Below are 21,362 nucleotides of genomic sequence, written 5' to 3' on the forward strand. Positions count from 1 at the left end.
ACTTCGCGATGCTGCCCCTGGTCGCCCTGGTCGGACGGCCCAATGTCGGCAAGTCCACCATCTTCAATGCGCTGACGCGCACCCGTGACGCGCTGGTCCACGACCAGCCCGGCGTCACCCGCGACCGTAATTACGGGGTCTGTCGTCTCGACGAGGAACGCCCGTTCATCGTCGTCGATACCGGCGGTATCGCCGGCGACGAGGAAGGCCTGGCCGGCGCCACCGCGCGGCAGGCCCGCGCCGCTGCCGGCGAAGCCGATCTGGTGCTGTTCGTGGTCGATGGCCGCGAAGGCGCCTCTTCGCTGGACGACGAGATCCTGGCCTGGCTGCGCAAGCTGGCGCGGCCGACCGTGCTGGTCATCAACAAAATCGACGGCACCGACGAGGAGACCGTGCGCTCGGAGTTTGCGCGCTACGGTTTCTCCGATGTGGTGGCGTTGTCTGCCGCGCATCGGCAAGGCATCGACGAACTGCTTGAGGAAGTCGGCGCACGTCTGCCCGAGGAAGGTGCCGGCGAGCTGCTGGATACCGACCCGGCGCGTGTGCGCATCGCCTTCGTCGGGCGCCCGAACGTGGGCAAGTCGACGCTGGTCAATCGCCTGCTCGGCGAAGAACGCATGATTGCCTCGGAAGTGCCGGGCACCACGCGCGATTCGATCGCCGTGGACATGGACCGCGACGGGCGCCAGTACCGCTTGATCGATACGGCCGGCCTGCGTCGCCGCGGCAAGGTCGAGGAGGCGGTGGAGAAGTTCAGCGCGTTCAAGACGCTGCAGGCTATCGAGCAATGCCAGGTTGCGGTGCTGATGCTGGATGCGGGCGAAGGCGTCACCGACCAGGACGCGACCATTCTGGGCGCCATCCTGGACGCTGGCCGCGCCCTGGTGGTGGCGATCAACAAGTGGGACGGGCAGAGCGACTACCAGCGTGCGCAGGCCGAAGACCTGCTATCGCGCAAGCTGGGCTTTGTCAGCTGGGCCGAGGCGGTGCGGATTTCCGCGCTGCACGGCTCGGGCATGCGCGAGCTGTTCCAGGCGATCCACCGTGCACACGCGTCGGCCACGCACGAGTTCAGCACCAGCGAAGTCAACCAGGCGCTGGAAATCGCTTACGAGACCAATCCGCCGCCGAGCATCCGTGGCCACGTCTCCAAGCTGCGTTACGTGCATCCGGGTGGCGCAAATCCGCCCACCTTCATCGTGCACGGCACGCGCCTGAAAGTGTTGCCGGAGTCCTACAAGCGCTATCTGGAAAACTTCTTCCGCAAGCGCTTCAAGCTGGTCGGCACGCCGGTGCGTTTCATCTTCCGCGAAGGTGCCAATCCGTACGAGGGCAAGAAGAACACCCTCACCGAACGGCAGGTGGCGCGCAAAAGACGGTTGATGAAGCACGTCAAGGGCAAGTAAGCAGGGAACGGTCCGTGCCTGGCGAATGATCGTCAGGTGGGGGGCCGCAGCGGCTGCAACCGTGGTCGAGTGCCGCGAGCTACGCCAGAAAAGTGCAGTGATTCCTTCTGGCATCTGCACTGGCAGTGCCTGGCGTTCTGAGTCGTCGTGGTGCACTGGTATCCTGCGTGCCATGACCGACTATCCCTCCCGCATTCCCTATGCACAGGCGCTGCAGATCCTGCAGGCCGTCGCCGCCAATAGCCGTCCGCCCGACGAGAACATCGCCACCTCGCGTGCCGATGGGCGGATCAGCGCTGCCGATCTGATCGCACCGATTGCGTTGCCGCCCTTTGCCAACAGCGCAATGGACGGCTTCGCGTTACGGCATGCCGATGTCGCTGGCGGCGATGCGGCGTTGCAGCTGGTCGGCGAACAGTTCGCTGGCGAACGTTGGACCGGCACGCTGAGCGCCGGGCAGTGCCTGCGCATCACCACCGGTGCGCCGCTGCCCGATGGCGCCGATACGGTGATCCCGAAAGAGGATGCGCAGGAACGCGATGGCGTGGTGCGTTTCCATAGCATGCCTGCGCCGGGTGCGGCGGTGCGCCAGGCCGGCAGTGACGTGCGCGCGGGCGATCTGGTGGTACAGAGTGGCCAAGTGTTGACGCCTGCGCGGATCGGACTGGCGGCTGCGCTCGGTCTGTCGCGGCTTGCGGTGGCGCCGCGGCCGACCATTGCGGTGCTGGCCACCGGCGATGAGCTGGTGGAGCCGGGCATGCCGTTGGGGCCGGGACAGATCTACAACAGCAACCGCGACATGCTGATGGCGCAGCTGCGCGCACTAGGCTACGCGCCGACCGCATGGCCGACCCTGCCGGACGATCCGCAACGCATCCGCACCATGCTGGAGGACGCGGCTGCGGCCTTCGACGTGGTGATCACCTGCGGCGGCGTCTCGGCGGGGGAAAAGGATTATCTGCCGCAGCTGATCGGCGAACTCGGCCGCATCCACTTCTGGCGCGTGCGCATGCGCCCGGGTATGCCGGCGGTGCTGGGCCAGATCGGCCGCTGCCTGGTGCTGGGCCTGCCGGGCAATCCGGTCTCGGTGCTGGCGACGCTGATCGCCTACGGCGTGCCGTTGCTGGATGGCCTGCAGGGACGTAGCGAGCCGCGTCCGCTGTGGCATGCAGCCCTGGCCAGTCCGTGGGAAAAACGCCACGAGCGCCTGGAGTTCCTGCGCGGGCGGCTGGAGTGCGGCGAAGACGGGCGTCTGACGGCATTGCCGCATCGTGGTGATGCATCGCATCTGCTGCGTGGCGCGGCCGACAGCAATGCCTTGATTGTGTTGCCTGAGCAGGCGCGGCGCTTCGAGGCGGGCGAGAGCGTGCGGGTGATTCCTTACGCGCTTTGAGTGTTTGGTGCAGCACGCGCGACAACCGGCGGGGCCGCGCTCGCCGCCAGGCGGGCACTATCGGCTGCACGCCGGTCCTTTCGCGCCTTCGGCACTAAACGCCGACGCTGCGCGAGCTGATGGCAACCAAAATGGATGGCGCAGCCCGGTGTGGCAGACCGTCCCGTCCACGTCGTACGCGGGAACGCGGCGTCTGGACGCGAGGCTGCAACAGCACCGATCAGGCCGTTCTCAGCCGACGGCGCTGCCGCAGAATGCGGCGTAGTCGGCATACCCGGTGAATGCAACGCCGGGCGCACACACCGGGCAATGCGGGTCGGGCGGCAGCCGGATTTCGCGAAAGCGCATTGCCAGCGCATCGAAGCTGAGCAAGCGCCCGGTGAGGGTGTCGCCGATGCCCAGCAGCAACTTGATCGCCTCGGTGGCCTGTAGCAATCCGATCACCCCGGGCAGCACGCCCAGCACGCCGGCCTCGGCGCAGCTTGGCGCAAATTCGGGCAGTGGCGGCTCGGGAAACAGGCATCGATAGCACGGTGCATGGCCGCGCTTGCGGCCGGCATCGAACACGCTCAATTGCCCTTCGAACTGCTGTACCGCGCCGTAGACCAGCGGTTTGCCGAGTTTGACGCAGGCATCGTTGAGCAGATAGCGCGCAGGAAAATTGTCGGCGCCGTCGACCACTACATCCACGTCCTTCAACAGGGCTTCGACATTGCCGGCAGTCACGCGTGCCTGCAGCGCCTCGACCTGCACGCGTGGATTGAGCGCGGCAATGCGCTGCGCGGCCGAGCTGACCTTGGCAACGCCGACGCTGTCTTCCACATGCAGGATCTGGCGCTGCAGATTGCTGCGGTCCACCACATCGTCATCGGCGATCCGCAGGTGGCCGACCCCGGCGGCAGCCAGATAGAACGCCGCCGGCGAGCCGAGACCACCTGCACCGACCAGCAACACGCGCGACTGCGCCAGGCGCTGCTGGCCTTCCAGACCGACCTGCGGCAGGCGCAGATGGCGCGAATAGCGCTCGAGAAAATCCTGCTCGTCGGGCGGCAGGGTAGGGCGCACCAAGGGAAGGCCGGCGCTGGTCCACGCGGCGGTGCCACCGAGCACCGAAGACACCTGCGTATAGCCGTGCGCGCGCAAGATCTCCGCCGTGTGTGCCGAGCGCTTGCCGCTCTGGCAGATCAGCACGATCTCGCGCGCCTGCTCCGACAGATGCTGTGCGGGTGTGGTTTCCAGATCGTGTTGCGCAATCGCCAACGCGCCTTCGGCCTGGCCGCCGGCACGTTCGTGCAACTGCCGGATATCGATCAGCAAAGCGCCTTGCAGCGCGCGCAGGCGGGCGTTGGCAGGGGAGATGTCGTGGCTGCTCATGGCGCCATTGTCGCGCAAACACAGGCCATGCGATGCACAGGACTGCCATGTTGGCATCAGGCTCACCAGCACGGCGGTAGCGTGGGCACACAAGGAGACCCTCAATGACACCCGATATCGACGCGCAATTGAAACAACTTGCTGATGCATTGCCTGATATTCGTCGCCAGCATCCGGACGATTTCTGGGATGTATTCCATGCACGTGCAGAGAAGATCACTGCTGCCGCAGAGTCGCAGGAGCAGGCGGCGCAAATCGTCAAACGCATCGACGAAATCCTGTCGGCGCAGCAGTTGGGCCCTGCGGATCCCGGCGCCTGACCCAGCAGTCTTCGATGCGCGGGCGCTGTCGTAGGTCAGGTTGGCCTGCGCCCACTCCGCGTATCCATAACATCGACCGGCAGCAAGCTGGCGCAGCATTACGGTAGCGCCGGCTTGCCCTTGGCATCGCATAGCGGTGCACGCAGGGATCCTGCCTGGCACGCAGTCGCTGCATGCAATCGATTAGCGCATGGGGTCGGCCATCTCAGCAGATATGCGGATCGGTCGGAGGGATAATGCTCGGCCTACTGATATACCGTCATGCCCGCCGTGCACGCGGCCGTTGGCAGATGGAGCTCTGAAGCATATGCGTACAGCGCTTGATCGCAGCATCGGCGGTGCTGAGTGCTGGGTGTTCCAAAGCAGTCTGACGGTCCCAACCATCTTCCGTCGGCGCAGGAGCCTGTTGCGCAACTTACCTGCACTATACGTAGCGCCGCGCCGAACAAGGACGCCATGCCACCTTCACTCCATGTGAAGCGCACTGCGTTGCAGCACCGTCTCCTCTCCATCTTTCGACACCGGTACGACGATCGGGTCACGCAACCAGGTCCAGCATGGATGCACACCCTCTGGCTGGAGATTCACATGAAAGTACGTCACCCGATGTTTGCGGCGCTGACCCTGTGTTTAGGCATCACCGCCGCTGCGCACGCGCAGAATGCAACGCAGGCCGGCATGCCTGCCACCACGCAGCAACAGGCGGGCAATAGCGCCCCGAGCGCGAAGGAGCGTGAGGCACTGGGCACCTTGAGCGCCATCAATACCAGTGAAATCAGTGCGGCCAATCTGGCGCTGCAGAAGCAGGTGCAAGGTGGCGTGCGCGACTATGCGAAGCAGATGGTCAAGGAGCATGCCGACAACAATCAGAAGCTGGCCAAGTGGTCGCCGGACCTGTTTGCTGCCGCTGCCAAGGCGCAGATAAGCAAGGGCAAGACCGAACTGGCGATGTTGCAGAAGCTCGATACCAAGGCCTTCGAGGCCGCCTACGTCACGGCAATGGTCAAGGACCACACCGATGCGCTGGCGGCGCTGGACAAGCAACTGATTCCTGCGGCCAAGACGCCACAGGTGCTGGCGCATCTGCAGACCACGCGCAGCCATGTCGCCGAGCATCTGGCGGCTGCCAAGACGCTGCAGGCCAGCAGCAAGGGTGCTGGACGCTGAGACATGCCTGGATTGCCGGCAACACCGGTTGCCGCCGCTGAAGATCCGATGCTGCGGATGCGTCGCCTGATCATCCGTGCCGAGCCGCACCAGATCCTGGATGCGTGGTGCGATGCCAATGTGCAGCGACGCATCCTGCGTGGAGTGGCGGAGCTGGCGGCTGGCGATGGGCATGCATCGCGCTGGGTGCTGCAGGCAACCTGGTGTAGGCGCGGTGTTGTCGGGTTGCAGCGTGGTGAGGCGCGCCTGGGTGAATCGGTGCGCTACCAGATCGATGGCGGTCGCGGCCTGCAGCTGGGCGTGTTGCTGCATGTGCAGACTGCGCCTGCATGCGCGGGCAGTTGTGTCACGTTGAGCCTGCAGGGTGCAGATGAGCGAGAGCGCGCTGGGCCATCGGTCGAGCGCATGCAGCGTGTCCGGCATCTGTGGATGGGCAAGGCGTTACGGCGCCTGCGTGACGGTATGGACGTGTGAGATCGCGTCCGCTCGTCCGCACCTTGTCGATGGACTTCGAATGCCTGGCCCCCCGATTGCAGTTGCTATGGGCGGCCAGGTTTTGAGGGTTCAGTCGGATGGGGTGCTTGCGTCGACCACCCCGGGGATCGGTTCGGCATTGCCGAAGTGCGGCCGCAAGGCATCCACTCCGTGCTGCGGCTTGGCCAGCGGGGTCAGGTCCTGGCGATTGGCGCGACGTTGCGCGGTAGAGAACGTAGCCAGCTTGTCGCGCTGATCGATCAACGGTTGCTGGACCTCGCCATCGCGATTGAATGACCAGGCCAGCATCGGCTCGCCTAGTGGCAATGCATCGCCCGCGGCGGTGCCGTTGCGCGAGTGCCAGGTATGCCAGGTCTTGCCATAACTGTTGAGCTTGCTGCGCATCAGTTCTTTCTCCGCGACCAGCGGCAGATTGGGCGCGGACAGCTGGCCCGACAGGATTTCGCCATTGTGCGGATGCCAAAAGCTGCGCTCGTGCTGCGGCAACTGCGCGAACAGTTGTTCGGAAATGATGTACTCGATGCCGGTCAGGTTGGCCTGATCGGTATTGCCGTCGTAGAGCGCGCATTGCGCCAGGTCTTCATTGACCTGATGGCAGTAGTGATGCGCCTCCATCTGTACATCCGGTGCGTCTTTCATCGGATGGAAGCCCACCAGGTAGATGTCGAGCTTGCCGACCGGCCCGGTCGGTTGCAGGACCCTGGCGCCGGCTTCCAGCACATTGGTCTTGGCGCTTTCAGGCGCGCCCGGCAGGGTAACCGAAGGCGGACTGCGCGAGCAGCCGGCGCACAGCAGGGCGATCCAAAGCGCGGACGGTCGCATGCGATCTCCAATAATGAGTAGTGGGGCCAGGCTACGGAGGCTGATGGTCTGCGAGGCGTGAGCGCGTGCGCCGATACCAGCGGAGCTTCACCTCGCTTGAGCATCTGCTTAATGCCATGGCGGCGATGCTGGTCTATCACGCACGCCTGGTCGCTCATCTATGTCCGCCACCACCCGCAAGATAGCGACATTTAACGTCAATGGCATCACTAGCCGGCTGCCGCATCTGCTGGAATGGCTACAGCGCGAGCAACCGGACATCGTCGGCTTGCAGGAATTGAAAGCCACGCAGGACGCTTTTCCGCAACAGGCGATCCGCGACGCCGGCTACGGCGTGATCTGGCAGGGCGAGAAGTCGTGGAACGGCGTGGCATTGCTGGCGCGCGGCGCCGATCCGGTGGAAATCCGTCGCGGGCTGCCATGGGACCGCGGCGATACGCAGAGCCGTTATCTGGAAGCTGCAATACACGGGGTGGTGGTGGCCTGCCTGTATCTGCCCAATGGCAACCCACAGCCCGGGCCGAAGTTCGACTACAAGCTGGCGTGGTTTCAACGCTTGATCCGGCACGCCAAGACGCTGGTGGACTTACCGCACCCGGTAGCATTGATCGGCGATTTCAACGTGGTGCCGACCGACGCCGACATCTACGACCCCAAGGGCTGGCGCAAGGATGCGTTGCTGCAGCCGGAGAGTCGCCAGGCGTACCAGACCCTGCTCGAGCAGGGCTGGACCGACAGCCTGCTTGCGGTGCACGGCGAAACGCCGATCTACACCTTCTGGGACTATTTTCGCCAGCATTTTGCGCGCGATCGTGGTTTGCGCATCGACCACCTGCTGCTCAACCGCACCCTGGCGCCCGAGTTGCAGGACGCCGGCGTGGACAAGTGGGTACGTGCACTGGAAAAGGCCAGCGATCATGCGCCGACCTGGATCAGCGTGCGTGTGCCCGAAGCGGTAGCCGAGCCAGCAACGCAGGCCAAGGCCGTGCCCAGGCCACGGAAGCGGGCCGTGGCAAAGGCAAGCCCGGCACGCACGTCCATGACGAAGAAAACGCCCAAGACTGCGGGGAAAAAGGCCGCGACGCGGTCTGCCGCCAGCAAGTCAACCGGACCCACCAAGCCGCGCAAGCCGACGAAGAAAACCGCCAAATAACGCGGCAGGGCTAGCCAATACTGCCCGCGTGACGCTCCATCCGACGCTGCTTGATCCGGTGCAGCACATGCCCGGTGAGGGCGGTCAGTAGGATCAATACGTTGCTGACGATAAACACGGCATTGTCGACCAGGTAGCTGTAGAGGATGAACAGCACCGAGGCGCTGATCTGGCCGATGAACAGCCAGCGAGACACGCCCTGTGCCGCATCCGAGCGCCATTGCTTGTAGATCTGGCGGATCAAGGTGGCAATCAGGACGGCACTGGCGAGCCAGCCCACAAGGTCGACGAGTTGCATGCGGCACAGATACCGTGGGGGAACTACGTGCCACTGTGCGATCTGCCGTGTAGGCGCTGCGTTCTAGCGGCTTCAAGCGAAGTGCGCCCTGGTCGAGACGAGGGCGCACATGCAGCAGCATGCGGTGATGCCGCGATCGCTGCGCCTGTACCGGCCGCGTCGGGGGCCGGTATCCTAGCCAGGTCATCCACCGGTCGACCGTGCCTTGCTCATGATCAGCTACGCCGACGCACTTGCGATTGTCCATCAGCAGATCGCCGTGCTTGCCGGCGAGTGGGTGGACAGCGCCGATGCCGAGGGACGGGTGCTTGCGCAGGCGTTGTCGAGCCCGGCCGAGTTGCCGGCGTTCGACAACAGCGCGATGGATGGATTTGCATTGGTCACGGCCGGCCGTGGCGCGATCGCCGGTAGCGAACACGAGATCGGTGGCAGCGTTGCCGCGGGCGAAGATGTAGTTGGCATTGCGGCGGGCAGCGCGTGGGAAATCATGACCGGTGCCGGCTTGCCTGCCGGTGCCGATGCAGTGGTGCCAATCGAGCAGGTGGACGTGCTGGCGCACGATGGCGCGCGGCCCGGCCGCATCCGGCTGCGCGCCGATATCCGCGCCGGTCAGCATATTCGTCGACGTGGGGAAGATGTGGCCTTGCACGACCGCGTGATCGAGGCCGGTACCGTGCTGCTCGCCGCGCACCTGATGCTGCTGGCCGGGCTGGGCTGTGCGCGGGTGCAGGTGGTGCGGCGTCCGCGTGTGGCCTTGATTGCGACCGGCCGCGAGTTGATCGGCGATCCGGCGCAGCCGTTGCGGCCTGGCCAGATTCGCGATGGCACCAGCAGCTATCTGCTCAGCCAGCTGCGTGCAGCCGGTGCCGAACTGGTCTGGCATGGACAGGTGGGCGATGACGATGCCGGCTTCGATCTGGCGCTTGCGCAGGCGCGCGATGCGGGCGCCGAGGTGATTCTGAGCACCGGTGCGGTGTCGCGCGGGCGCTACGATTTCGTGCCCGATGCCTTGGCACGGCATGGCGCGGCGGTGCTGTTCCACAAGGTTGCGGTGCGGCCGGGAAAGCCGGTGTTGCTGGCGCGCTTCGCAGACGGTGCGCTGTATGTCGGTTTGCCGGGCAATCCGATGGCCAGCGCTGCCGGGCTGCGCTTTTTCGTGGAGCCGGCGCTGCGCGGTTTGCTTGGCATGCCGGCCGAGCGCGGCTTGCAGGTTGCGCTGGAGACGCCGATGCAGGCACGACCGCTGTGGCGGCAGCACCTGCGTGCACGTTTGACCTGCAGCGCTGCCGGCGTGCTCTGCGTGCAGATCCTGCCGCAGCAGGAGTCGTTCCGCGTGGCGCCGTTGTTGCAGGCCAATGCGTGGGCGGTACTGGAGCCGCAGGACGAAGGCGCCGCGCCCGGTACGACAGCGCAGGTGTTCGGGCTGGGCCATCTGCAGCCGGCGGCACCGGCGATTGCGCCGTGAGCCAGCACTTGCACGTCGTGCGATGCCATGCCCGCGAGCAGACGGCATGAGCGCGAGGCTTGCATGGACGGGCGTGGTGCTGGCCGGGGGCCGTTCCTCGCGGATGGGGCAGGACAAGGCGCTGCTGCAGTGGCGCGGACGTCCATTGCTGGAGCATATGCAGGTGTTGCTGCGCGATGCCGGCGCGCACAATGTGGTGATCAGCGGCGATCGCCCGGACTACGCCGGGATTGCCGACGCACAGCCGGACCTGGGGCCGCTTGGCGGCCTGGCCAGCGTGATCGATCAGCTGGCCGATGCAACGACACTGGTGGTGGTGCCGGTCGACATGCCGCTGCTGTCCCGGTCATTGCTGGAGCAGCTGTTGGCGCCACCGCATCGGCGCTGCGTTACCTTTGAAGACCAGATGCTGCCGATGCGTCTGTACCTGGATGGCGTGGTGCGTGAGGCGCTCACTGCGCTGATGGCCGGCCCCGTTTCGTCACGTTCGCTGCGCGCCCTGCAGGTTGCGCTGCAATGCCATCGCATCGCTGTGACCGCCAGCGAACGCGCCGCGTTCGTCAATTGCAATACGCCCGAGCAGTGGAGTCAGCTCATTCATGAAAATCCAGATTGAAGCTCAGCAGCTGCGCTTCCGCATCGACGAAGCCGAATTGGCCGATTTGCTTGCCGGGCGCACAATCGAGAATCTGAGCCGCTTGCCGAGCGGGCAGGGCGCGCGACTGCTGCGCCACAGCGTCAGCCTGAGCGATGGTGACGCGGCCTGCAATTGCACTGCCGGGCATTGGCAGTTGTCGGTGCCGCGCGATGCGCTGGAACAGCATGCACGGCAATTGCCCAGCCGCGAGGGATTGCGCTTCAGCGTCGATGCCGGTGCTGGCCATGCCGAACCGACGGCGTTGCAGGTGACCTTCGATATCGACGTGCGCGACAGTGCGCGCAAGCGCTTTCCGAAGGCCTGAAGTGTCATCAGCGCACACGCGCAGCGCTCATGCGTTGATTTTTTCAAGCCCCGCAGCAATGCCGGGCACCCGATCGCAGGCCAGGCCGCGCGCCTGCAGCGCCGCTTCGATGGCAGTAGCATCGGCATCGCTGTAACCGGCGCCACTGCGCAACGCGACCACGTGCAGGCCTTCTGTGGCCAGTTCCAGCACCAGGTGCTGTTGTGCGTCGGCCTGCTGCGGCAAGGCGCGGCGTGAGGCATCGCGTCTTGCCAGTTCCAGCACCGCGTCGGGGATGTCGTCGCCGATCAGCAGGACGTCGGCCAGATTCATCGCACGTAGCGCCTTGATGGTGAGCAGGCCGGGATCGCCCGGGCCGGTGCCGACCAGTTGCACGCTGCCGCGTGCCGGCACCGCGCCGGCATCGTCCAGTGCGGCGATAAAGGCGCTTTCGGCTGCGTCGTCGTTGCCGGCCTGTAGCAGCAAGGGCACGTCGCCGTCGATGACGCGGTCGAACCAGCGCCGGCGTCGGTTCATGTCGGGGAACTGGCTGCGGATGCGCTCGCGATGACGCGCGAACATGCCGGCGAAGCGGCCCACCGAAACATCCAGTTCGCGTTCCAGCCGTTCGCGCAGACGGCGTGCCAGCATCGGTGCGGCACCAGCGGAGGAAATGGCGATGACCAGCGGGTCGCGATCCACGATGGCCGGCACCTGATAGGTCGACAACTCGGCATCGTCCACCACATTGACCAGGCGCTGACGCGCACCGGCGGCAGCGGCGACGCGTTGATTCAACTCGCCATCGTCGGTGGCGGCGACCACCAGCCACACGTCGTCGATCCAGGCGGGATCGAACTCGCCGCCCAGTTGTTCGAAACGGCCGGCCTGCATCAGTTCCGCCAGTTCGGGCGAGAGCGCATGCGCATACAGGCGTATCTGCGCGCCGGCCTTGAGCAGCGCCAGCACCTTGCGCGTGGCGACCTCGCCACCGCCGATGACCAGCACGGCGCGCGCTTGCAGGTTTGCGAACAGCGGGAACAACGGCATCAGACGTACTCCGAAAGGATGGCTCGCACCGACGGCATGTTGCATGGCACCATCAGGCCACGTCCACGCCTCGCTGCCGCCAATGCGTGTCTTGCTGGTCAACGATACCGAAAAGCCGATCGGCGAACTGCGTCAGGCACTGACGCGCGCCGGTTACACGGTGCTCGACGATGTGGCCTCGGTCGGTGCCTTGCTGCACGCGGTGCAGAGCCAGCAGCCGGATGTGGTAGTGATCGATGTCGACTCGCCCTCGCGCGATACCCTGGAGCAACTGTCGATGCTGCATGCACATGCGCCGCGGCCGGTGGTGATGTTTTCCGGCGATGGCGACGATGCCTTGATCCATGCGGCTGTCGGCGCCGGCGTCACCGCCTATGTGGTCGATGGCCTGGCGCCGGCGCGGCTGGCGCCGATCGTGCAGGTGGCGCTTGCGCGCTTTGCGCAGGAAAGCAGCATGCGCAAGCGCCTGGACGATGTGCAGCAGGCGCTGCAAGACCGCAAGCTGATTGATCGCGCCAAGGGCCTGCTGATGGAAAAACGCGGCCTGAGCGAGGCCGATGCCTACGCGGCGCTGCGCCAGCAGGCGATGAAGCAGGGCGTCAAACTGGCCGAAGTGGCGCGACGCATCGTGGCCATGGCCGAGTTGCTGGGATGAACACATGAGCCAAGCCGACCTCCCCGTATTGCGCGTGGCCTACATGCCGCTGATCGATTGCGCGCCCCTGGTCGCGGCGCAGCGGCTGGGCCTGGATCGCGTCCATGGGCTGCAACTGGAATTGCAACGGCAGGCCTCCTGGGCAGGCGTGCGCGACCGTCTGCTGGCCGGCGAGGTCGATGCGGCACATGTGCTGGCCAGCCTGGTGTATGCGATCGACCTGGGCATTGCCGGGCCGCAATGCCCGATGGCGCTGTTGATGACGCTCAATCACAACGGCCAGGCGATTACGCTGGCGCCTGCGCTTGCGCAGGCCCTGGAAGAGGGGCAGAGCTTGCCGCAGGCGCTGGCCAGCCTGGGCCGTCGCGCGGTGTTTGCGCAGACCTTCCCGACCGGCACGCATGCGCTGTGGCTCTATTATTGGCTGGCCGCGCGCGGCGTGGACCCGATGCGCGACGTGGAGGTGCTCAGCATCCCGCCGCCGCAGATGCCGGACGCCCTGGCCAGTGGACTGGTCGACGGCTATTGCTCCGGCGAGCCGTGGGCTGCGGTTGCGCAGGCGCAGGGCAGCGGTCGCCGGGTGATCCGCAGTGGCGAGCTATGGGCCGGACATCCGGAGAAGGTGCTGGCTTGCCGACGCGAATTCGCCGCGCTGCAACCCGAGTTGAGCGAACGCCTGACCGCCTGCGTACTGGATGCCTGTCGCTGGCTGGATGCGGACCCGGCAAATCGGGCGCAATGTGCGCAATGGCTGGCCGAGCCGAAGCATATCGGGGTGTCGGCCGCGCATCTGGCTGCCTGTCTGGATGCCGATGTCGAAGCCGAGGCACATGCGAAGGATGTGACAGCGCTGGCCTTCCATCGCGATGGCGCGGTCAACATGCCGTGGCTGTCGGACGGGGAGTGGTTCCTGACCCAGTTCCAGCGCTGGGGCTGGCATGACATCCAGGAAGACGACATCGTGCGGCTGCGCGACATCCATCGACTGGACAACTATCGGCGCGCTGCCGCGCGCGTGGGCGTGGTTTCCTCCGAGGGCGACCACCGCAGCAATCGGTTGTTCGATACGCCCTGAGCCCGGGTGCCGAGCGCATCAGGCGGTAAGTCAGGCTGGGGTGCGCTGGATGCATTGGATCTTGCGGACAAAAGCCGAGGCAACGGCAACGGCGCGAGGCATGTGGTCTGCGGCTTGGTGCAGGGCCCTTGCCCGCCCACCCTCGCAGGACACGCTGCAAGTACGTCCCTGTAGGCTCTTACGCGGCATCCATGCAGCGTAAGGTCCCGCGACGGTGGGCGGGCAAGGACTTGTCGAGATGCTCGGTGTGCATAGTTCTCAATAAAGCAGCCTGCAAACTTCCTGGTGCGGTGTCCTCGCCGATTGCGGGACCGTGTGGCGGCATGGATGCTGCCACCGAGCCTCCACGGACGGATTCACGGCGTGTCCCGCGGGCGGCGAGGGCACCGCGCGCTCGACTGACACGGCTTTTGACCTAGATATTTGATCGGTATGCACGCGTCCTAGATGAGGCTTACGAGCACAGCCGTGTATTAGCTCTGTTGGGCGCTGTTAGTCATGCCAAGCGACAGAGCCTGCGATACAGGGTGCACGCTGTTGGTGCAAGGCTGCACAAAAGACGGGACTGGTGAGCTGCAATGGCGTGTCGGTAGACTGTCGTGAAATCGGACGGACTGCATCCAAAGCGCTATTTTTCAATGACTTGTATCGTCGTGATGCTCAGGTGAGCAAGTTGGCACGTTGATTGCGTAGTGATTCCGTGCAGGTGCAACGGCGTACCTGCCACAACACGAACACGATGCAGCGGATCAACGGCGATCCGCACGCATCCAGGACAACGGCGTCCTTCCGGTTTTACCGGAGGGGCGCCGTTTTTTTTTGGCCATCGCATTCGAAGAGGTCTCTATGCAGCGCTCGTTCTGGCGATCCGGGCACACGCCCACCTTGTTCGCATCCTTCCTGTATTTCGACCTGAGCTTCATGGTGTGGTATCTGCTCGGTCCGCTGCAGGTACCGATTGCGCAATCGCTAGGGCTCGATACGCAGCAGCGCGCCTTGATGGTGGCGGTGCCGATCCTGTGCGGCGCGGTGCTGCGGCTGGTGCTGGGCATGCTGGCCGACCGTATCGGTGCCAAGCGCGCGGGTGTTGTTGCACAACTTGCGGTGATCGCTTCGTTGTTTGGTGCCTGGCAGTTCGGCGTGCACAGCATGGGGCAGGTGTTGCTGCTGGGCGTATTGCTCGGCATTGCTGGCGCTTCGTTCGCGGTTGCGCTGCCGCTGGCCTCGCGCTGGTACCCGCCGGAGCATCAGGGCACCGCGATGGGAATTGCCGGGGCGGGCAATTCCGGCACCGTGCTGGCGGCGTTGTTCGCACCGATGTTGGCGTTGGCGTTCGGTTACCAGAACGTGTTCGGACTGGCATGCATTCCGCTGCTGCTGACGCTGGTCGTATTCGTCCTGATTGCGAAAGAAGCGCCAGTACCGGTCGCGCGCAAGCGCTGGTCCGACTATGGCCGCGTGTTGGTGGCTAATCGCGACGCATGGCGCTTCATGTTTTTCTATTCGGTGACCTTTGGCGGTTTTTCCGGGTTTGCCAGTGCATTGCCCGGCTACTTCCACGACCAGTTCGGTTTCGATGCGCGTACTGCAGGATGGGCGACGGCTGCCTGCGTGTTGGCGGGTTCGGTGATGCGTCCGTTGGGCGGTGTGATTGCGGACCGCATTGGCGGCACGCGCGCCTTGCTCACCGTCTATCTGCTGGTGGCTGCGCTGGTGGGCATCGCAGGCTTTGGCGCGGGTGGGGCAATGGTGACGCTGGCCTTGTTCGTACTGACCTTGCTGTGCCTGGGTGCCGGCAATGGCGCGGTGTTTCAGCTGGTGCCGCAGCGGTTTGCGCAGGACATCGGCGTGATGACCGGCTTGATCGGCATGGCCGGCGGCATCGGCGGGTTTGCGCTGGCTGCGGGCCTGGGCGTGCTCAAGCAGCACACCGGCAGTTATGCGATGGGCATGTGGATGTTCGCGGCGTTCGCACTCGGTGGTTGGGCGCTGCTGGCCGGGGTCAAGACACAGTGGCGTAGCGAATGGTCCAGCGCCGGCGCGGCGCGGGTCTGACATGTCGACAGGAATCCAGGCAATGAAGCAACCCAGACTCGTCGTCATCGGCAATGGCATGGCCGGCATCCGCACCGTGGAGGAACTGCTCAAGCTGATGCCGGGCATGTACCAGATCACCGTGTTCGGGGCCGAGCCACATCCCAACTACAACCGCATCCTGCTGTCGCCGGTGTTGGCCGGCGAACAGGAGTTCGACGATATCGTGCTCAATCCGTTGCAGTGGTATCAGGACAACGGCATCCGCTTGCATCTGAACAAGGAGGTCACCCGCATCGATCGGGTACGTCGCCGCGTGATCGCCGCCGATGGCACCGAGGCGGAATACGACCGCTTGTTGATCGCCACTGGTTCGGTGCCGCTCGTGTTGCCGATTCCCGGTAACGAATTGAAGGGCGTGATCGGCTACCGCGATATCCAAGACACCCGCACGATGATCGAGACCGCGCGCAGCAAGCGGCATGCGGTGGTGATCGGTGGCGGTCTGCTTGGGCTGGAAGCGGCCAATGGCCTGAAGCTGCGCGGGATGGACGTGACCGTGGTGCATCTGGCCGGGTGGTTGCTGGAGCGCCAGCTCGATCCGGTAGCCGGCAATCTGCTGCAGCAGGCCCTGCGCGCGCGCGGGCTGGAGTTCAGGCTGAGCACGGCGACCAGTGCAGTGCTGGGCAACGCGCAGGGCGAGGTGATTGGCGTGAAGTTCGCCGATGGCAGCGAGATCCCGGCCGATCTGGTGGTGATGGCAGCGGGCATCCGCCCGAATACGCGGCTGGCCGAAGAAGCCGGCATCCACTGCGCGCGCGGCATCGTGGTCAACGACAGTCTGCAAAGCTTCGACCCACGCGTGTACGCAGTGGGCGAATGCGCAAACCATCGTGGCATTGCCTACGGACTGGTGGCGCCGCTGTTCGAGCAGGCCAAGGTGTGCGCGAATCACCTGGCGCAATTCGGCATCGGCATTTATCGCGGCTCGGTGGCGTCGACCAAGCTCAAGGTCACCGGGATCGATCTGTTTTCCGCCGGCGATTTCATGGGCGGCGATGGCTGCGAGGAGATCGTGCTGTCCGACCCGGCCGGCGGGGTCTACAAGAAGCTGGTGATCCGCGACGACGTGCTGGTCGGCGCCTGCCTGTACGGCGACACCAGCGATGGCGGCTGGTACTTCAAGCTGCTCAAGGACGGCACGCCGATCCAGGCGCAGCGCGATCAACTGATCTTCGGCGAAAGCGCGCTGGGCGATGCCGGCACCGGCGGACAGGATCGCGCCAGTGCGATGGCCGACAGCGACGAGGTCTGTGGCTGCAACGGCGTGTGCAAGGGCACCATCGTCAAAGCCATCAGCGAGCAGGGGTTGTTCACCGTCGACGAGGTGAAGAAGCACACCAAGGCCGCCAGTTCCTGCGGGTCGTGTACCGGCCTGGTCGAGCAGATCCTGATGAACTGCCTGGGCTCCAACTTCCAGGAAACGCCGAAAACCAAGGCAGTTTGCGCCTGCACCGATCTGAGCCATGGCGATGTGCGGCGCGCCATTGCCGAACACAAGTTGCTGACCCATGCGCAGGCGTATGCCTTCATGGAATGGCGCACGCCCAACGGCTGCGCCACCTGCCGGCCGGCGATCAACTACTACATGTTGTCGAGCTGGCCGCATGAGGCCATCGACGATCCACAGTCGCGTTTCATCAACGAACGTGCGCACGCCAATATCCAGAAGGACGGCACCTTCTCGGTGATTCCGCAGATGAAGGGCGGGGTGACCAATGCCGGCGAGCTGCGCCGCATCGCCGATGTTGCCGACAAATACGCAGTGCCGATGGTCAAGGTGACCGGTGGCCAGCGCATCGACCTGCTTGGGGTCAAGAAGGAAGATCTGGTCGATGTATGGCGCGATCTGGGCATGCAGTCCGGGCATGCGTACGGCAAGTCGATCCGCACGGTGAAGACCTGCGTGGGCAGCGAGTTCTGCCGCTTCGGCACACAGAACAGCACGCAGATGGGCATCGACCTGGAAACCATGCTGGCCAATATGTGGAGCCCGCACAAGGTGAAGCTGGCGGTGTCCGGCTGCCCGCGCAATTGCGCCGAATCCGGCATCAAGGATGTCGGCATCATTGCGGTGGATTCGGGGTGGGAGCTGCATGTGGGCGGTAATGGCGGCATCAAGACCGAGGTCGCCCGCTTCCTGGTCAAGGTGAGCACCGCCGAGGAAGTGCGCGAATACACCGGTGCGTTCCTGCAGCTGTATCGCGAGCAGGCGTATTACCTGGATCGCACCGTGCACTACATCGCACGGGTGGGGCTGGATTACATCCGCGCACAAGTGGTGGATGACGCGGCCAACCGGCGTGCGTTGTACGAACGCCTGCTGTACTCGCTGGAAGGCCTGGTCGACCCGTGGAAGGCGCGTATCGCCGGCGAACGGCGGCAGGAGTACCAACCCTTGCGCATCGCCGCGCCGGTCGCAACGGTGGAGGAATGAGCATGCAACAGGCCGCGTGGATTCGCGTGTGCGCGCTGCAGGAGTTACCTGCATTGGGTGCGCGCGTACTCGAGATCGAGGGCATTGCACCGATCGCCTTGTTCCGCACCGCCAGCGATCAGGTGTTTGCGTTGCGAGACCATTGCCCGCACAAGGGCGGGCCGTTGTCGCAGGGCATCGTGGCCGGCGAAACGGTGACCTGCCCGTTGCATGGCTGGGCGATCGCCTTGCAGAGCGGCCAGGCCTGCGCACCGGATGTGGGCTGCGCGCCGCGTTACCCGGTCAAGGTGGAAGCCGATGCGGTATGGATCGTGTTGCAGCCGGTATCGCTGCCGGATGCAGTCGCCGAGCCGGCCGCATGAGCGACGGCCAGCAGCTACCTTTGATCGGTGCGGCGGTGCAGCCGCACACATCCGCACCGATGCATCGCATCACCCGTTCGACCTGCTGCTACTGCGGGGTGGGCTGCGGGGTGCTGATCCACAGCGAGCACGACAAGCATGGCGAACGCATCGTCGGCATCGAAGGCGACCCGCTGCATCCGGCCAATCATGGCCGGTTGTGCAGCAAGGGCCTGGCCTTGCCGCAGACCGCCGCCAGTACGCAGGGGCGCGTACTCGCGCCGGAGCTGCGTCGCCATCGGCAGGCACCGCGGGCGGCGGTGAGCTGGGATCAGGCGCTCGACCACGTCACCGGCAAGCTGGCGGCGATCATCGAGGAGCACGGCGCGGACGCGGTGGCGTTCTATCTCTCGGGACAGCTGCTGACCGAGGACTATTACGTCTTCAACAAGCTCGCCAAGGGCCTGCTGGGCACCAACAACATCGACACCAACTCGCGCCTGTGCATGTCCAGCGCGGTCACCGCCTACAAGCTGGCGCTGGGCGCCGATGGCCCGCCCACCTGTTACGAGGATCTGGAGCTGGCACAGACGGTACTGTTTGCCGGCAGCAACATGGCGTATGCGCATCCGGTGCTGTTTCGCCGGCTGGAAGAGGCGCGGGCGAAAAATCCCGCCATTCGCTGGGTCGTGATCGATCCGCGTCGCACCGACACCGCGGCCATGGCCGACCTGCACCTGGCGATCGAACCCGGGACCGACGTCGCCCTGTTCAACGGCATGCTGCACCACCTGATCTGGGAGGGTCTGGTGGATGAGCGTTTCGTTGCGGCGCATACCGAGGATTTCGACGCCCTCAAGCACATGCTGCGCGAGTACACCCCGCGCATGAGCGCCGAGATCTGCGGTATCTCGCACGAGGACCTGGTGCAGGCGGCCGAGTGGTTTGGACGCAGCCCGGCGGCGTTGTCGCTGTACTGCATGGGCCTGAACCAGTCCGCGCAGGGCACCGACAAGAATCTGGCCCTGATCAATCTGCATCTGGCGACGGGGCAGATCGGCAAGCCGGGCGCAGGGCCGTTTTCGCTGACCGGCCAGCCCAATGCGATGGGCGGGCGCGAGGTCGGCGGCATGGCGACGATGCTGGCGGCGCATCGCGAGATCGGCAATGCCGACGATCGTGCGGAACTGGAACGTCTGTGGCATTTGCCCGCCGGCCGTCTGAGTGCCACGACCGGCACACCGGCCGTGCAGTTGTTCGAGCGTCTGCGTGCGGGCACGTTGAAGGCGGTGTGGATCGTCTGCACCAACCCCGTGCATTCGATGCCGGAGGTGGATGGCATTCGCGCCGCACTGGAACAGGCCGAACTGGTGATCGTGCAGGACGCGTTTTCCGGCACCGACACCGTGCCGTACGCCGACGTGCTGTTGCCGGCCGCCAGCTGGGGCGAGAAGGACGGCACCGTGACCAACTCCGAGCGCCGTATCACCCGCGTGCGCAAGGCGGTGGACGCGCCGGGCCAGGCGCGCGCGGACTGGTGGATCGCCCGCGAAGTGGCACGCCGGCTCGAAGCGCGTCTGGCACCTGCCAGCGATGCAGGTCTGTTCGGGTTCGACAGCACCGCGCAGATCTTCGACGAGCAACGCGCCTTGACGGTGGGGCGCGATCTGGACATCGGCGGGCTGGATTACCCGCTGCTGGATGACGCGCCGCAGCAGTGGCCGTTCCCTGCCGGCGCCGCACACGGGCAGGCGCGGCGCTATACCGATGGCCTGTTTGCCACTGGCAACGGGCGCGCGCGCTTCCACGCCACGCCGTATCGCAAGGTGGCCGAGCCGACCTCGGCCCGCTTTCCGATGCGCTTGCTGACCGGCCGCCTGCGCGATCAATGGCATGGCATGTCGCGCAGCGGACGCGTGCCGGCAGCGTTTGCGCATAGCCCCGAACCCGCGTTGCGCATGCATCCGGACGACGCAGCGCGGCGCGGCCTGGTCGCCGGCGAGCTGGTGCAGATCGCCAGCAAGCGCGGTGCGCTGGTGCTGCCGCTGGAACTGTCCGACGAGCTGCGCTCGGGCAGCGTATTTGCCGCGATGCATTGGAGCGGGCAGCACCTGTCCAGCGGCGGCATCAACGAAGTGAGCAGCCCGGCGGTGGATGCGCGCTCGCAACAGCCCGAGCTCAAACATGCGGCGGTGCGGGTGGAGAAGGCGGTGTTCGGCTGGCATCTGCTCGCTGCCCGGCGCGGCGATGCGTTGGCCTTGCAACAGGCACTGCAGCCGCTGTTGCGCGACTGCGGCTATGCATCGCTGCGGCTGCATGCCGAGTCGCTGGCCGAGGCCGGCGGGCACTGGGCGGTCCTGCATGCGGCCTGCGAACGCGCGCCGGATGCGCAATGGCTCGATTGCCTGATCGCTGCATTGCAGCTGCCGGCCGGTGCAGACGTGCTGGAGTACCGCGACCTGCGCCGCGGGCTGCTGCGTCGTGTGGGCTGGCGCATGCAGGACGGCCACAACCATATCGACGGCCTGCTGCTTAGCGCGGCGCAGCCCCGCGAGGCCAACCAGGCGTTGCTGCGCAGCGCATTGGCAGGCCGGCCCTGGTACGGTCCGCGGCTGGCGGTGTTTGCGCAGACGCAGGGCGCGCCCTGCGACCCGATCGTCTGCAGCTGCATGCAGGTGTCGACTGCTGCGATCCGTGCCGCCATCGACAACGGCGCCGACCTGCACCAGCTCAAGCAACGCCTGGGCTGCGGCACGGTCTGCGGCTCCTGTGTTCCGCAACTCACCCGGCTGTGCCGGCAACCCCGACACGCCTGAGTGCCTGTCCCGACCTCCACATATTGCGAGACTTGCTCATGTCAGTCATTCCGTCCTGCG

General features: G+C 65.5%; 19 protein-coding genes. 15 read left to right on the plus strand and 4 right to left on the minus strand.

Annotated elements, in window-relative coordinates:
• Positions 1–8 precede the first annotated feature (8 nt).
• Together der and AC1PLA_RS10620 are read left to right on the plus strand one after the other, a co-directional pair.
• Entirely contained in the window at positions 9–1,406 is a 1,398-nt protein-coding gene (gene der / locus AC1PLA_RS10615) for a ribosome biogenesis GTPase Der (protein WP_016904421.1), read from the plus strand.
• A 172-nt stretch (positions 1,407–1,578) separates the two neighbouring features.
• Positions 1,579–2,799, plus strand: a complete 1,221-nt coding sequence (locus AC1PLA_RS10620) for a molybdopterin molybdotransferase MoeA (RefSeq protein ID WP_481106118.1) — start codon at positions 1,579–1,581, stop codon at positions 2,797–2,799.
• A 231-nt stretch (positions 2,800–3,030) separates the two neighbouring features.
• Here the strand turns inward: AC1PLA_RS10620 and moeB are convergent, their stop codons facing one another.
• Positions 3,031–4,173 carry a molybdopterin-synthase adenylyltransferase MoeB gene (moeB, locus tag AC1PLA_RS10625; protein ID WP_481106119.1) on the minus strand — a complete coding sequence of 381 codons (1,143 nt, stop codon included), beginning with the start codon at positions 4,171–4,173 and terminating at the stop codon, positions 3,031–3,033.
• A gap of 104 nt (positions 4,174–4,277) precedes the next feature.
• Here moeB and AC1PLA_RS10630 point away from each other — a divergent pair, with 104 nt between their 5' ends.
• The 3 genes from AC1PLA_RS10630 (at position 4,278) to AC1PLA_RS10640 (ending at position 6,134) form a co-directional block, all read left to right on the plus strand.
• Entirely contained in the window at positions 4,278–4,493 is a 216-nt protein-coding gene (locus AC1PLA_RS10630; protein ID WP_047130671.1) for a hypothetical protein, read from the plus strand.
• A 588-nt stretch (positions 4,494–5,081) separates the two neighbouring features.
• The gene (locus tag AC1PLA_RS10635) at positions 5,082–5,660 is read left to right on the plus strand and encodes a DUF4142 domain-containing protein (protein ID WP_047130670.1); all 579 of its coding nucleotides are present in this window, start codon (positions 5,082–5,084) and stop codon (positions 5,658–5,660) included.
• A gap of 3 nt (positions 5,661–5,663) precedes the next feature.
• The gene (locus AC1PLA_RS10640) at positions 5,664–6,134 is read left to right on the plus strand and encodes a hypothetical protein (RefSeq protein ID WP_481106120.1); all 471 of its coding nucleotides are present in this window, start codon (positions 5,664–5,666) and stop codon (positions 6,132–6,134) included.
• 90 nt (positions 6,135–6,224) lie between these two features.
• On the opposite strand, the gene AC1PLA_RS10645 is transcribed toward AC1PLA_RS10640, so the two are convergent.
• Positions 6,225–6,977 (minus strand): OBAP family protein, encoded by a 753-nt coding sequence (locus tag AC1PLA_RS10645; RefSeq protein ID WP_481106121.1) that lies wholly within the window; start codon positions 6,975–6,977, stop codon positions 6,225–6,227.
• Positions 6,978–7,137: 160 nt separating this feature from the next.
• Between AC1PLA_RS10645 and xth the strand changes: the two genes are divergently transcribed.
• Positions 7,138–8,130 carry an exodeoxyribonuclease III gene (gene xth, locus AC1PLA_RS10650; RefSeq protein WP_047130667.1) on the plus strand — a complete coding sequence of 331 codons (993 nt, stop codon included), beginning with the start codon at positions 7,138–7,140 and terminating at the stop codon, positions 8,128–8,130.
• A 10-nt stretch (positions 8,131–8,140) separates the two neighbouring features.
• On the opposite strand, the gene AC1PLA_RS10655 is transcribed toward xth, so the two are convergent.
• Entirely contained in the window at positions 8,141–8,428 is a 288-nt protein-coding gene (locus tag AC1PLA_RS10655; protein ID WP_104595155.1) for a PQ-loop domain-containing transporter, read from the minus strand.
• Between the two features lie 211 nt (positions 8,429–8,639).
• Between AC1PLA_RS10655 and AC1PLA_RS10660 the strand changes: the two genes are divergently transcribed.
• From AC1PLA_RS10660 to AC1PLA_RS10670, 3 genes are read left to right on the plus strand one after another with little or no spacing between them, the layout of a single operon-like run.
• The gene (locus AC1PLA_RS10660; RefSeq protein ID WP_481106122.1) at positions 8,640–9,893 is read left to right on the plus strand and encodes a molybdopterin molybdotransferase MoeA; all 1,254 of its coding nucleotides are present in this window, start codon (positions 8,640–8,642) and stop codon (positions 9,891–9,893) included.
• 46 nt (positions 9,894–9,939) lie between these two features.
• Entirely contained in the window at positions 9,940–10,509 is a 570-nt protein-coding gene (locus tag AC1PLA_RS10665; protein WP_481106123.1) for a molybdenum cofactor guanylyltransferase, read from the plus strand.
• Positions 10,493–10,855, plus strand: coding sequence for a hypothetical protein (locus AC1PLA_RS10670; RefSeq protein WP_481106124.1), 363 nt, complete (start codon positions 10,493–10,495; stop codon positions 10,853–10,855). The genes AC1PLA_RS10665 and AC1PLA_RS10670 overlap by 17 nt, the downstream gene beginning before the upstream one ends.
• A gap of 27 nt (positions 10,856–10,882) precedes the next feature.
• Here AC1PLA_RS10670 and AC1PLA_RS10675 read toward each other — a convergent pair whose 3' ends face one another.
• Positions 10,883–11,884, minus strand: a complete 1,002-nt coding sequence (locus tag AC1PLA_RS10675) for an NAD(P)-dependent oxidoreductase (RefSeq protein ID WP_481106125.1) — start codon at positions 11,882–11,884, stop codon at positions 10,883–10,885.
• Positions 11,885–11,966: 82 nt separating this feature from the next.
• Between AC1PLA_RS10675 and AC1PLA_RS10680 the strand changes: the two genes are divergently transcribed.
• From AC1PLA_RS10680 to AC1PLA_RS10705, 6 genes are all read left to right on the plus strand, one after another.
• Positions 11,967–12,539, plus strand: a complete 573-nt coding sequence (locus AC1PLA_RS10680; protein ID WP_024940396.1) for an ANTAR domain-containing response regulator — start codon at positions 11,967–11,969, stop codon at positions 12,537–12,539.
• 4 nt (positions 12,540–12,543) lie between these two features.
• On the plus strand, positions 12,544–13,614 hold the full coding sequence (locus tag AC1PLA_RS10685) for a CmpA/NrtA family ABC transporter substrate-binding protein (protein ID WP_481106126.1): 1,071 nt from the start codon (positions 12,544–12,546) through the stop codon (positions 13,612–13,614).
• A gap of 885 nt (positions 13,615–14,499) precedes the next feature.
• Positions 14,500–15,669, plus strand: a complete 1,170-nt coding sequence (locus tag AC1PLA_RS10690; RefSeq protein ID WP_181108624.1) for a nitrate/nitrite transporter — start codon at positions 14,500–14,502, stop codon at positions 15,667–15,669.
• A gap of 58 nt (positions 15,670–15,727) precedes the next feature.
• Positions 15,728–18,145: a nitrite reductase large subunit NirB gene (nirB, locus tag AC1PLA_RS10695; RefSeq protein WP_349792221.1), complete on the plus strand. Its 2,418-nt coding sequence runs from the start codon at positions 15,728–15,730 to the stop codon at positions 18,143–18,145.
• The gene (nirD, locus tag AC1PLA_RS10700; protein ID WP_481106127.1) at positions 18,142–18,507 is read left to right on the plus strand and encodes a nitrite reductase small subunit NirD; all 366 of its coding nucleotides are present in this window, start codon (positions 18,142–18,144) and stop codon (positions 18,505–18,507) included. Before nirB ends, nirD begins: the two co-directional genes overlap by 4 nt.
• Positions 18,504–21,302 (plus strand): nitrate reductase, encoded by a 2,799-nt coding sequence (locus AC1PLA_RS10705; RefSeq protein WP_481106128.1) that lies wholly within the window; start codon positions 18,504–18,506, stop codon positions 21,300–21,302. Before nirD ends, AC1PLA_RS10705 begins: the two co-directional genes overlap by 4 nt.
• Positions 21,303–21,362: the final 60 nt, after the last annotated feature.

It is taken from the genome of Xanthomonas sp. NCPPB 1826, assembly GCF_056725285.1.